11 protein-coding genes and 1 rRNA gene are annotated in these 13,782 nt (G+C 26.2%); 2 read left to right on the top strand and 10 right to left on the bottom strand.

The genetic code is table 4. The features are described from left to right. Window positions 1-164: 164 nt before the first annotated feature. Together rrf and EXC51_RS02175 are read left to right on the top strand one after the other, a co-directional pair. Window positions 165-270, top strand: a 5S ribosomal RNA gene (gene rrf / locus EXC51_RS02180). 74 nt (window positions 271-344) lie between these two features. Further along, window positions 345-908 (top strand): ECF transporter S component, encoded by a 564-nt coding sequence (locus tag EXC51_RS02175; protein WP_129620312.1) that lies wholly within the window; start codon window positions 345-347, stop codon window positions 906-908. 37 nt (window positions 909-945) lie between these two features. Here the strand turns inward: EXC51_RS02175 and EXC51_RS02170 are convergent, their stop codons facing one another. The 10 genes from EXC51_RS02170 to EXC51_RS02130 form a co-directional block, all read right to left on the bottom strand. Further along, window positions 946-1,824 carry an aromatic motif membrane protein gene (locus EXC51_RS02170; RefSeq protein ID WP_129620311.1) on the bottom strand — a complete coding sequence of 293 codons (879 nt, stop codon included), beginning with the start codon at window positions 1,822-1,824 and terminating at the stop codon, window positions 946-948. Beyond that, window positions 1,814-2,731: an aromatic motif membrane protein gene (locus EXC51_RS02165; RefSeq protein WP_129620310.1), complete on the bottom strand. Its 918-nt coding sequence runs from the start codon at window positions 2,729-2,731 to the stop codon at window positions 1,814-1,816. The genes EXC51_RS02170 and EXC51_RS02165 overlap by 11 nt, the downstream gene beginning before the upstream one ends. Next, complete coding sequence (locus EXC51_RS02160) at window positions 2,718-3,674, bottom strand: aromatic motif membrane protein (RefSeq protein WP_129620309.1); 957 nt, start codon at window positions 3,672-3,674, stop codon at window positions 2,718-2,720. The genes EXC51_RS02165 and EXC51_RS02160 overlap by 14 nt, the downstream gene beginning before the upstream one ends. After that, complete coding sequence (locus EXC51_RS02155; RefSeq protein ID WP_129620308.1) at window positions 3,652-4,353, bottom strand: ABC transporter ATP-binding protein; 702 nt, start codon at window positions 4,351-4,353, stop codon at window positions 3,652-3,654. The genes EXC51_RS02160 and EXC51_RS02155 overlap by 23 nt, the downstream gene beginning before the upstream one ends. Further along, a complete protein-coding gene (locus EXC51_RS02150) occupies window positions 4,353-5,981 on the bottom strand; it encodes an ABC transporter permease (protein WP_129620307.1) in 1,629 nt (542 codons plus the stop codon). Before EXC51_RS02150 ends, EXC51_RS02155 begins: the two co-directional genes overlap by 1 nt. A 643-nt stretch (window positions 5,982-6,624) precedes the next feature. Next, entirely contained in the window at window positions 6,625-8,259 is a 1,635-nt protein-coding gene (locus EXC51_RS02145; protein WP_129619974.1) for an IS1634 family transposase, read from the bottom strand. A gap of 506 nt (window positions 8,260-8,765) precedes the next feature. Then, window positions 8,766-8,888, bottom strand: a complete 123-nt coding sequence (locus tag EXC51_RS04275) for a hypothetical protein (protein WP_268896787.1) — start codon at window positions 8,886-8,888, stop codon at window positions 8,766-8,768. A 200-nt stretch (window positions 8,889-9,088) separates the two neighbouring features. Further along, window positions 9,089-9,769, bottom strand: coding sequence for a beta-phosphoglucomutase (pgmB, locus tag EXC51_RS02140; protein WP_129620306.1), 681 nt, complete (start codon window positions 9,767-9,769; stop codon window positions 9,089-9,091). Next, window positions 9,762-12,131, bottom strand: coding sequence for a glycosyl hydrolase family 65 protein (locus EXC51_RS02135; protein ID WP_129620305.1), 2,370 nt, complete (start codon window positions 12,129-12,131; stop codon window positions 9,762-9,764). Before EXC51_RS02135 ends, pgmB begins: the two co-directional genes overlap by 8 nt. Next, the gene (locus EXC51_RS02130; protein WP_129620304.1) at window positions 12,131-13,780 is read right to left on the bottom strand and encodes an alpha-amylase family glycosyl hydrolase; all 1,650 of its coding nucleotides are present in this window, start codon (window positions 13,778-13,780) and stop codon (window positions 12,131-12,133) included. Before EXC51_RS02130 ends, EXC51_RS02135 begins: the two co-directional genes overlap by 1 nt. Window positions 13,781-13,782: the final 2 nt, after the last annotated feature.

Below are 13,782 nucleotides of genomic sequence, written 5' to 3'. Positions count from 1 at the left end.
AATAAATTATGGTAAAAAATAATTTTTGTTGATTAAAATAAACAAAAGATTTTTACCACTTAATTTCAGGAGTTTAATTAGAAAAATAAGTGGTTTTCAAAAAAACCAGAAAAATTTTTAAAAAAATATTTTGCTTTTTAAAAAAATGGTGCTATAATATTTTCACTAGTAGCGATAGCAAGAGGGATCACCTGATACCATTCCGAACTCAGTAGTTAAGCCTCTTAGTGCCGACGATAGCCGAAAGGTGAAAATAGGGAGCTGCTTTTTTTTATTTCCTTTAAGCTTGTTTTTTAGATAAAAACAAGCTTTTTTATATAATTATAGAAACTTGGAGATTTAAAATGGTAAGAAAAATTACTTATTTAAGTATTTATTTTGCAATAGTGTTGCTTTTGTCATTAGTTCCTAACCTAGGCTATATTAGTCTTGGTGATATTTCAATTACTTTTGTACCAATAATCATCATTATTGGGTCTTATCACTTAGAAAAACTAGGTTCTTCTATCGGTTTTATGATTGGACTAGGTTCATTTATAGCTGCTCTAGTGTTTGGGAGAATTTTATTTGTCTTTCCTGATATTTCAATCATTCCACGTTTATTATTGGGAATAATTGTCTACCTAATTATTAAATTTTTAGGTAAGCCAAAGCTTTGAAAAACAGCAATAATAGGAATGGCAACACCTTTATTAAATACTCTTTTAGTGAGTGCGTTTATCCTTATTCATAATGAAATTTCAGATTTAAACATTGGACTTACTGTTAAAGGTTGACTAACTTTGATTTGAATTAATGCAACTGCTGAGTTTATTTTTATTACCATTGCGACTTTATTGCTTCATCCATTTTTGGTTTATTTATATAGTCAAAAACCATTTATAAGCAAGAATCATTTAATGTATTAAAAAACAAATATCTCTATTTTTAAGAGATATTTGTTTTTTAATTATCAATTTTAATATCATAAAGTGTGAACCTTAGAATAGAACCACCATAATGTTCTTTAAATAATATTTCTCGGCTTTTATCAGATTCGACTTCATAAAAATCTTTAGAGTCTAAAACATATTTGTTTATATTAAAGATATCTTTGATATTTTTCTTGTTTATTACAGCGCTATAAATTGATAGATAAGCGGAAATTGTAATATCATCATCATATTCAGGATCATTGTAATCGTTAATTTCGATATCAATAATAAAACCTTCATTAGTTAAAAGAAAGTAGTTGATATTTTGAGACTCGTGATAATCTTGGATTTGAACAGCATAGTCTAAAATTTGATTACTTTTTGGTGTATAAAATGAACTAAGTTTCAATGCATTTTCTTGAGTTTCTAACCCAATATTTGCAGATGAACCTTGGAACTGGTCAAATTGTGGATAATAAGCAAATTCTAAGTTTTCTAAGTTAAATAAAAATCATAACCAATTCTTTTTGTAAAGTTCATTGAGTTTATTCTGAGCTTGTTTTAGTGCGTAAGGCATGGTATTAGAGTTTCAAAAACTTTTTCCATCATAATCAAAAGTTTTAGCAACATTGTTTCCAAAATATAGTCATTTTTTAATTTCTTTGCTATATTCTTGTCCTAAATCTTTTTGAGATTGAATATATTCATTTTTCTTTGTGTCATCACTTTTATAAATTCTATTTAGGATTGATTGAACGTATTTTTGTTCAATAAAGATGTTTCATTTATCTTCAGTTATTGATTCATTTTTAGTAGAGATATTATTTGAATTTTGTACATTAATTGGAGAGGTAGAAAATAAAGAAACAGGAGCAATTAGAAAAAACGGAATTAACTTTTTAATTTTCATTTTTCTCTCCTTTATTAACTAATAAAACTTCTGAAGGCATATTATAACGATATTTATTCACAATATCTTCTTCTAAACGATCATATCCTTCTTGATCATTATGCACAAATCCGCTATGAACAATATTTGAAATAAGATTTAATGAAATCTTGCTTTTACTTTTGTCAAAGTAGATGATATTTTGAATTTCCACATTTTCATTATTTACTTTTATTCTAAAGAGCAATTTATCTTTTAAAACATAAAAAATAGTAGTATTAGGCATTTCAGCTGACTCTTCACCTTCGATAATTTCGTCTAAAAAGAGGTTTTTAATTTTTGTATCATAAAAAACTTCAAATTTAGGTTTAGCATCAGGATTTAGGAAAAGCTCGGTTTTATATTCTTCAGTTCAAGGTCTAGGGAAGTTAAGAGAGTGCTCAATTTTATCTTTGAATTCTTGTGAGTGAGCTGAATTTTTTAAATCTGAATTATAGTCTTGAAAGTAGTATCAATTATCAAAATGAATGTGAAGTTTATTAAGGTGATTTAACAAAATTAATCAATTTTTGTTATATAAGTTTTTTAAGTTTATTTTAGCTTCCTCTATTTGATCGCTCTCGTTTGAATTTAAAATTATTTGACTATATTGCTGTGATTTTTCTAAAAAGGCAGTTATGTTAGCTTCATTATTTTGTGAATTTATAAAAGCAACTCTATTAACTTGGCTATTTTTAAATTGTTTATTTAAAATTGAATCTAAAACAAATTTAGTCATTTTCTCTTTTTCGCTTTGGTCGTTTTGAAGTACATTTGAAGAACTATCAATTAAATTAGATAGCTCTGTGCTTTTTTGATAATTTCCACAAGAAAATAAACTTAAAGGTGCTAAAAATGAAACTAAAGGTAATAATTTATGAATTTTCATTAATATCCTTTCAAGTAAATTTATAAATTTGTTTTTGATTAGCGTTTAAATTATTTATAGCAATTTTGCTCATATATGAATAAGCAACTCGATTAAACTGAGTTAATAAATGTTTGTCATTAAATTTTTGCTTTGTATTTTCAGGATCATAGCTTGGGTCATTATAACCCTTTTGATATTCAATTTCATCTATTATTCATTGGTTATATTCAGATCAAATTCGATTTTCAAAAGTGGTTAAAATTTCTTTAGTTTCTTCAATGTTTTGAGCATCAGGAAGATAATATACATCAGGAATTAATAATTTTTCAGTATTATTTCAGTTATAAAATTTAATTGCAAAATTGCTTGAGTAAATTAAGTATATGGCTTGTTTTTGGTCATAAACGTCATATGCGCTTTCCGGAATGTCAACCACTAAATGATCTATGATCTCATTAGATTCAAGATTAAGTGAAAGTGAGGGGAATTTTTCTTGAATATATTCAAAATCATTTTGTTCATTAGAAAAAGCTGAGTAATAACTACCATAAGGGTTAAAAATAAAGGAAGAGTTTTTGATGTTTTTTAAAAATCAAAACCAATTTTTATCTAAGTTATTAACAAGTATTTTTCTGGATTCATCCACTAAGGAAGCAAAGCCACCGGCTTTCTCATTAGAAATAGATCTAAAAGGTTCAAACCATAATAAAGCGTATTTTAATTCATCAAATTTAGAGTTATTAATATTATTTTGATTATTTAAGAAGGTAGAAATTTCTTTTTCATTATTAGAGAAAAATTTGTTTAATAAAAAATTAATTGATTTGTTATTTTGGAATGTATCTACTTTTTTAAGAGTTATTGATTTTTTAGTATTTGTTACATTTTTTTGGCAAGAAAAAGCAAGAAAAGCAGGTAAAACGATTGAAGTACCAAGACTATTTAGCAATCACTTTTTCATAAAATATATCCTCGAGCGATTTTTCTTTTATACCTGAATATAAGATCTTTCCAGAATCAATTAATGTTAGTGAATCTGCAAATTTATCAATCTCGCTTAATACGTGTGAGCTAATAAAAATAGTTTTACCCTCTTTTTTAAGCTCTAAAAGTGTGCTAAATAATTCGTATCTAGCTAATGGGTCTAAATTAGCAGCAGGTTCGTCTAAAATAATAATTTTAGGATCGTGTAAGAGTGCTTGAATTAATAAAACCTTTTTCTTTTGTCCAGATGAAAAGTTTATTGGTTTTTCATTTTTTAAATCTGCAATCTTAAATTTTTCAAGAAAGGCGAGAATCCTTTCTTTTGCTTTTTGATTTGAAACTCCTGAAAGAGAAGCTAAATATAACAAGTATTTTTCGGTAGTGAGTTCTGGTGGGAAAATAGCATTTTCAGGCACATACCCAAGAAAAGCTTTACTTTGAGGTTCTTTAGAAGAAATTCCATTAATAAGAATTTCTCCTTTATAATTCAGGTATGAACCAATGATTGACTTAATTGTTGTAGTTTTCCCCGCTCCGTTTTGTCCAATAAAAGCGTGAAAATCACCTTCTTTTACATTAAATGAAATATCATTTACACCGCGTGAAGAACCTTTATAAATCTTTGATAAATTTTTAATTTCCAAAATGTTATTCATTATTTATAGTCCTTTCTTGTGTAAATGTAAGTGTTAGTGATTGTTAAAATAAGGGCAAGCGTAATTCATAAAAGCACATAAAGATTTTTATTTACAACTTTAGTATCTCTTTGGATTGAATAAACCTCTTTAACTTTTTGAAATAAGAAATTATTGCTTGGTTTTAAGTTATATCTGATAACAACTTTTTGATCTTGAACTTTTTGAATTTTCTCATATGATGCATATCCACCTATTTGATAGTTAAATTCACCAATTTGAATTTTGAAAATTGATGGTTCATAAGCATCTCTTATTCTTTCATTTTTAAGTGTTGCTCTTAGCAATTTAGAATCATTATTAGAAAAATATAAGTAGTATAAAAATGCACTTGCAAGATAAACTTTCTTTTCAGTTAAACTACTAATTTTTCTTTCTTTTAAAGCAAATGGATCAAAGATAGCAATCTCTTTATTTTCGTATAAATTTAAAAGTGAGTTTTCATTATTTATGTAGTTTTGAATATTTGTAATAAATTTAGATTTGATTTGAAGCTCATCAGTTATTGAGTGAGTCTCCTTAACTGTTTTTTCAATTAATTTTGTTGCTTCAGAAACAAAAACTGCATCATTTAGAATTTCCTTCATAAATGTTCATTTTAATGAACCAACTAAATCATTTGGTGAAGCATAAACAAATTCATCTTCTGGGAAAGAAATGTCAAAATTATCAGCATTTTCTCTAGCGAAAATGATATCTGTATTTACTAAATTCTCAATTTGACTCTCATTTTTTAACATTCCTGGCACAATATAACTTTGCTCTTTTGCACCTTTTAATACTGCAAGTGTTTCTAATTTAATAATTTCAGGTTTTTTATTTAATTTATAAGAATAGATATTACTTTCTAAATTTGAGTAATTAATGTACTGATCTAAATTTGATTCTTTAAGCGTATTTAATGAACCAAAAACATCTTTATTTTCAGTATTCAAAATATCTACTAGTTGATAAGGAAGTGATAATCAAGAGAATATTTGTCATTCTTTAGCTGAGTTTTTAGATAACGCAACGCTTTTTTCAATATAACTTTTTTGATTATTGCTAAATCCGGCATTTTGATAACCGTTTGGAATTATAAAGAAAGCATCCTTTCCATTTTTTAAATAAAATTTCTCAGTATCACTTTCATTACCTGATTTGTGATATTGGTATTTTGAATTGAGATAATAAGCAATATTGTTGTTGCTTGGTGTTGAATTAGATGAAATAAAGCTACCTGATAAGGTTAGTGGGGCAATGATAGCCAATGGTGCTGTCATTGCAATTTTTGAATTGAATTTAAAAGCAATCAAGGAAGTGATTAAACCAAAAATTGCAAATGAAAAGAAAGAGATTAAAAATGATAAAAATAAATAAGTTATATCAAAATCACTTTTATTCAAGCTAGCTAAAAAGATAGCAGAACAAACAAAAATTAAAAGTGATCAAAGTAAATTAAATAAGTAAAAAGTAATTAATTTACCTAAAAAAATTGACTTTCTCGAGATTGGTTTTGATAAAGTTATTAAATCAATCCCTTCGTTTTCAAGGTCTTTATAAATATTTAGTGCTTTTAAAGAACCAAAAAGCACTGTAAAAATCAACATTAAAAACCCATAAAAATATTTTGAAATTAAATAATAATTTTGCTGAAGGTTCAATGAAGCAATTGTTATTGACGACGCAATCGCCAGCGCTAAAAAATAATAGGCAAAATTATAGTGGTCTTTTTCTTCAAAATTATTTGTGATAGGAATTTTATATATTGAAAAAGTTTAAAACTCATAGTTTCCTTTCTATATTACTATTTAGTAATATGATTATTATATAACAATAATATTAAGTTATCAATAAAAGAATATAAAAAACACAAATCAAGAGTTATAAACTTTTTACTCTGTATTTGTGTTTCATTATTAAGTTATTATTTAGCTAAGGATAAAGATTTTTTATATAAAAATAAATTAAAAACTAATGGTATTAAAGGCGGTAAAACAATAATAGATTCATAAAATATAATACCTCATATCCCTGGAGATATAGCATTATTTGTTACTAAAGAACCAATAATGAAAAAAAGCAAAAAACCTAAGAATATAAAACTTCACACAAAAATCATAATTAAATTCGTTTTTCTTAGCAGTTTAAAATTAGCAATATTTTCCTGAGTTTCCAAGTTACAACCTGTAAAAAAACGAATACATCTACTATATAGACGTATTCGTTTTTTTGTCTTAAAAATTACTAGAACTATTTATCTAGTATGTTGTAAAAATCACTATATATTTTGTTTAACTCTTTGTGTGATGGATCTAAATTATTTGTAATTTCCGATACTACTTCATCATTTACTATTTTTTGAGTTATAGTTATAAGTTTTAAAGCATCTATAAATTTGTTAATTGTAATTTTCTGAATTTCTCCATTTGTTTCATAGAATTTTTTCAGTTTAAAGATTGAATATTTTAGAACAACAAGAGATAAGAAACATAAAAATACATGCGCTAGAATATGCTCTTCTTTATGAACAAAAATAGGTCTAATTTCAAGTGATGATTTTAAAATACGAAAACCTTCTTCTATTTTTCATTGTTGTCTATAAATTTCATTTGCTTTTTCTGCTGATAAATCAAGGATATTTGTTTCTATCATATAAAATCCATCTTGATCAGCTATTTTCTTTATTTTGTCATAGTTTAATCTTCCAACTGTGACACCATCTACATCCATATATTTTCTTTTGTATTCTGGAACCAAATCGCTTAAGCATATTGTTCCGCCAATTGATTTTTTATTAATTCTATCTATAAGGTTTTTTCTTTTTACTTTATCTAATGTTTCTTTTGAAGGACTAAAATAAACAATTTGTTTTCTGTAATTACCATTAAATCTTTTCTTATTTCAAGAAGATTCAATAATTCTTTCTTTAGAAAATATATTATTTATGCACATATAATCTTTATCTTGAACTATAAAGTTTCTTGATTCAGCATTTAAATTATCAATTCGTTTTTGAAATATAAATTTATAACCTTTTTGTTCTAAAAATCTAATGTTTGCACTTTGACTTAACCCTCTATCAGCAATTACAACAACATCTTTTATGTTATAAATTTTCTTCATTTCAACTAAAAATGTTATTAAAGTTTGCGAATCAGCTGTGTTTCCTGGAAAAACTTTGTAGTGAAAGGGAATTCCATTGTTATCTGTGGCCATTGCTATTACGATTTGATCTTCATTGTGTTTTCCATCTTTTGAAAAACCTTTATTTCTTATTCCGCTTCTTGAAAAGCTCTCAAAATAAACTGTTGTATTATCAAAATGTATAACTTTTTCATTTCTATCAGTTAACTTTTTCAATTTATCATAAAGATTTAATAGTATAGTGTTTTTGTTTTCTAAAAAAATATCTAAGTAATTATAAATAGATGACTTTTTAATGTTTAAACCTTGGATAAAGTCATTTTTATTTTTGTATTGACAAATATAACTTCTAGGGAAAATTATTCTTGTTCCTATTATAAATTCGAGCACTTCTTGAAGAGATTTGTGTTTTGAATTTGGTAAAAAACTAAACAATTCTAATTCTTTTATAACTTTATAAATTAAATCGATACCAATGTTTTTAACATTGGTTCGTACTGACATTGGTTCCAATAGTTCAAAAAATTTAGATTTTACAGCTTTTTTATCTGAACTCACTTCTATAAGTTTGGCTAGTGGTTTTATATCTTCCAAACTAGAAAGAGAATATTTTTCTTTAATTTCTTCTCAGTATCCTACACCAACCATTTGACTAATACCTTTACCATAACCATTAGAAACTGCTAAACCAAGATAAGTTCCTTTTGACTTTTTTGTTTTGCATAAAATGTAATTACTCATAATTAAATTATATCATATAGTTTGAGTAGTTTTAGTAAAAAAGATATTTTTTATTAAAAAATACTCATATACTTTAGTATATGAGTATAAATTTTTCCTGATTGCAAAGTTGCTCTTAACTTGGAAACTCAGGATAATTAAATTCGTTTTTCTTAGCAGTTTAAAATTAGCAATATTTTCATCTTTTACTTTTAACAAGAAGATACCGAACGTGAAAAGATATAATAATTTAGTTTTTCAAGAATTAAAAGAGTTTATTAGCGGTATTTTAGAAATAATCATTGTTAAAACAACGAAAACATATAAACAAATTTCAATTTCGATAAAAAATCAGAATCACCCACTATAATAACTATCATATACTATCATTCAATCAAAGAGACGGATTGATAGACCATATGTTAATAAAAGAAAAATTATTGACTGTAAAGCACAAGAATGGATAATTAATCTTTTATTAGTATTTTGACTTAAATTCATCATAAGAAATTACCTGATTTTCGAAACTAAAAGTTCCCCTTTTTATATTCTAAGTTAGATTGAGAACTTATATTAAAACTATTTAAAGCAAGTAATGAAGTTGCAAATGCGCCTAAAATAAGTGATTTAAATCCAAGTTTATGTTTCATATTCCCCCCTAAATGGTAATTTTATTACCCATAATAATTATATAATTTTGTGTATTTGTTTTACCAGATACAAAAATAATGTGCATTTTTTGGGCCTAAAATAATATTTTTTGCACAAGCACTTTTTAAATTAAAAAACCTTCCAGCGGAAGGTTTTTTATGTAAAGATTAATCATTTTTATTAAAAAAGTTTTGTTTTATTACTCCGAAAATTCTTTTTTAAAAGTGCTTTTGATTAATTGCAATGATAATTCTTTAGTTGAATTTAAAATTAAATCTGCATTTGCAAATAATTTTTCGTTTTCAGCAGTAATTGCAACAGCTAAAATATTTGCTTTTTTAATACCTTGAACACCAACAGAAGCATCTTCAAATCCGATACATTCATTTGTTTTTAAATTCAGTCCATTAGCAGCAGAAATAAAAATATCAGGTGCTGGTTTCCCATTTTTTATAGTTGCAGGGTTAACTATAAAATCAAAATAATTAATAATCCCTAATTTCTCCAAAATTAAAGGTGCATTATAACTACTTGAAGCAATTGCTAACTTAATTTTTTCTTTTTTGGCTTCTGTTAAAAACTCTTTAATACCTGGGAGAATTGAGTTTTCATTTACTTGAGTTGATAAAAGAGACAAATAATAATCATTTTTTAAATCACAAATTTTTTGTTTTTGCTCATAGTTAAAATCATTTTCTTTGTTCTTGTATTTTAAAATAGCTTCCAAAGTATCAAGTCTAGGTAAACCTCTAAATTGTTCGTTTTCACTTTCTGTATATTCAATACCATTATCTTTTAATACTTTTTGTCAAGCTAGAAAATGTAAAATAGCAGTATCAGTAATAACGCCATCTAAATCAAAAATAAATCCTTTAATCACGATTAACTCCGAATTTCTTTGTTGTATTTGTAATTCTTTCTCTATTGTTATTTATATAAACCTCTACCATTGTTTTAGGTTTAATTGTGTTAATTGTAAAATGATCTTGATAAACATTAATATTTAATCAAACTTTTTTAAATTGAATTTTAAAACTTAAAGATTCATAATTTTTTGGCAATAAAGGATCAATGAATAATTTTCCATCATGTCAATCAATTCCACCAAAACCAAAAACTATCATTTGTCAAATTGCTGCAAGTGATCCTGCATGAATTCCAGCATCAGATGAATGCATATTGGTTCCAAGATCAATATTAATTCCATATTTGAATAATTCATATGATTTTTGAATCATTTTAAGTCTAGCTGCTTCAATTGCGTATGTTGCAGCACTAAGTGATGAATCGTGAGTTGTTAATGGTTCATAATAATCAAAATTTGCTTTTCTAATTTCTTTAGAATAAAATTGTGGAAGAAGCATTGTTAAAAGAACAACATCAGCTTGTTTAACAAGTTGTGAACAAAGTCTTTTGTGTCCTTCTTTTGTGCTGAAAAGTTTTTTCCCAGCATCACCAAGCATCTGAAATGGAGAAACATCCACTTTTGGTAATTTTAAAAATTGATCATTTTCTGCAATTACTAAATTTTCATTAGGATCTTGTTGAACCAATCCTTTAGAAACAGTTTGCATTTTTAAAACATTAATTTTATAAGGGATTTTTGAAATTATTTTTTTTCATAAATTCGAATTGTTCTGTTTTAAATCTCTAATATAATGAATAGCTAAATCAATGTTATATTTAGCCATTCTATTTATGTATGCATTATTATCTATGTTCCCCTTATACTCATTAGGCCCCATTACATCTTTAATTTGATAAGTTCCATCAATTTGTTTTTCGGCTCTATTTGTGTAGAATCAAGCGGTATCAATTATCATTTCATAACCCATAGATTCCATAAATTTTAAATCACCAGTTATATTGAAATACTGATCGATAGCATATGCTACATCTGCTGAAACATGAATTTCTTGTCTTCTAGATGCAATTGGAACTTGAATTCCTGTTGTTACATCTGCTTGTCCTCAATATGGACATACTTCACCATCAGTTGGTCAAGCCATTTCTCATGGAAATTGTGCTCCTTCAAGATTACTTTCTTCTTTTCTTTCCTTTATCTCTTTCGCTTTTGCACGAGCACCTTTAATCCCTTTATATCTATATGTTAATAAGTTTTTAACAACTTTAGGATTAGTGAAAAGATAGTTAGGATTAATGAAAAATTCAGTATCTCAATATGTATGTCCTTGGTATCCTTCCCCTGAAAGACCTTTTGCACCTACATTTAAATTAGTCGAATGTTTAGGGACAAAAGAATTTAAGTGAAAAATACCAAATTCTAATGCAAGTTGATCATATTTAGCTTCATTATCACCATTAATTTGAACGTCAAATTGATTTCAAATTTTATCTTTAGCTGCTAAAATAGATTTGTTTTTTAAATTATCGTATCTTTCATTTAAAAGTTCATTATGCATTAATTCTGCATTTTGGATTACTTTTTCTTTTTTAAGAATAGACTTTTTATCATCTACACTTGTATGAACAGACATAAGTTTTTCAAGTGTGAATTCATCACCTTCTTTTAATTTTTGCTTGATTTTAAATTTAATCAATCTTCTTTTAATGTCAATTACATAATCATCATTTCCACCCTGAATTTGTGTCCCATTTAAAAACGCTTTTGTTATTAAATTATGAACTACATATTTTTTGCTAAGAGTGGTTTCTTGATGCATTGTAAGCGATTCAAGAGTAGGACGTTTTTTAATCCCTTCTTTAAAATGTTGGGTTCCTGTGTTTGTTACTTGGCCGTTGATTTGAGGTTCGATAGTAAAAGAAACATCTGAAGCAGCCTTTAACACTTTTACACTTATTTTTTGGGCATAAACGTTTAAGTTATCTTGAGATACAAATCTTTCAAATTTAAGTAAAAATTTATTTTCTCCTCTAGAAACTTCTACTTCTCTTGATAAAAAAGCATCTTTAATATGCAATGTTTTTAAATATTTATCATTATTAGAAACTTCAAAAATTTCTCCATTAAAATAAATGTTAGTGCTCATTAAATCTGCTAAGTTAGCTAGTTCAGGAACTTCATCTGGTGCATCTTTATTAAAAATACCATTAACAAAAAAATCTTCTTTGTTATATGCAGTAATTTCTTCATCAGCACTTCTTATTCCTAAATATCCATTTCCTAAAGCAAAAATACTTTCTGTTTTAGCAACTACATTTTTATCAAATTTAATTTGTGAAATTGTCTTGTTTTCAAGATCGTATTTTAAATATTTCATTAATCTTCCTTTCTAAGCAAAATTGACTCATATGGTCTAAAGATATTTTTGACTTGTTTTTGATCATCGTATGTAGAAATAATTTGCTTGTATTTATTTGGAATTTCATTAGTAATTTCTTTATCAGTCATATTGATTAAAACAATAATTTTTTCTTTGTTTAATTCTCTTTCTAGTTGTATTAAACCGCTTTCAAGAATATCAATTTTTGAATTTCCTTCAACAAGAACATTTTTTAAATCAAATTTTCTAAGCTTTATAATTTCCTTATAAAAACTTAGAATTGATTTATCATCATTTTCTTGACTTGCAACATTAATTGAAGTTCCATTGTCATTTGTTTTAATTCAAGTTTGTTTTCCTGTGTTAAAACCATAATTAACAGAATTATCTCATTGCATAATTGCTCTACCGCTATCTCTAGAGTTTATGTTGCAATATTTAAGTAATTCAGATTCTGAATAAACTTTTTCTTTATCCACAAGGTTAGAAAAAGCGTTATAAATATCTACATCTTTAAAATCTTCTCTTTTATTAAAATTGTTATTTAAAAGCCCAATTTCTTCACCGTAATAAACACAAGGAACACCTTTTAAAGTCATTAAAAATAAAGCATGTGTTTTTGCACTTTCTTTTCAGAAGAAATTTTCGCTTCCTCAACGAGAAATGCTTCTAGAAGTATCGTGATTTGATAAAAAATTAGTGAACATATAAGGTTTTATATTTTCATTTTCTTGAAATGGTTTTTGCATATAAACAAAATTTTTATAGTCTCAATTAGCATCATAACCATTTCTACCAGTTGTTTTACCTCAACCAATTCATCATCAGGCAAAATTGTAATAATTGTCAGCTACTTTATCATTTCCGCTACCATATTTTATAAGTTCACTTGCGCTTATCCCGCTAGATTCGCCAAATGTATAAGCATCTTCTTTTCCTTTAAAAGCAATTTCATTAAATTTTTTAAGATATTCAACTGCTCCTTTACATCAAGCAAAAGCAGGGTTGTTTTTTGTTTCTTCAAAATTTTTTGAAATATGTTTAATTGCATCTAATCTAAATCCTCTAACCCCGATTCGATATCAAAAATCAATTACGGAAGCCATAGCTTTTAAGGTATCAGGGTGCTCTCAATTTAAATCAACTTGCTCTTTTGCGAATAAATGAAAATAATATCTATTAACACTTGGTACATATTCTCAAGCGCTTCCGCCGAAAATGCTCATTGCTTCTTTTTCTTGCTCACTAAGTTCATCTCTTCAGATAAAGTAATTGTGCTCTTTATTTTCTCTTGATTCACATGCTTTTTTAAATCATTCATGTTCATTTGAAACGTGATTTAAAACAATGTCCATAATGATATCAATATTTCTTTTTCTAGCTTCGTCAACTAATTTTTTAAAATCATCTAATGTTCCAAATTGTTTTCAAATTGATTTATAATCAAGAACATCATAACCAGCGTCAACAAAATTTGTATCATAAACAGGACAAAGTCAAATAGCATCAATTCCCAAGTTTTGAAGATAATCTAATTTCGAAACAATCCCTTGGATATCTCCATCTCCGTCATTATTCGAATCTTTGAAAGAACGAGGAAAAATTTGGTATATGATTTTATCATTTAACAATTTTAAATTTTTCATAT

Source organism: Mycoplasmopsis gallinacea (genome assembly GCF_900660495.1).
Classification (GTDB): domain Bacteria; phylum Bacillota_I; class Bacilli_A; order Mycoplasmatales; family Metamycoplasmataceae; genus Mycoplasmopsis; species Mycoplasmopsis gallinacea.
This window is presented reverse-complemented; position numbering and strand designations above follow the sequence as displayed.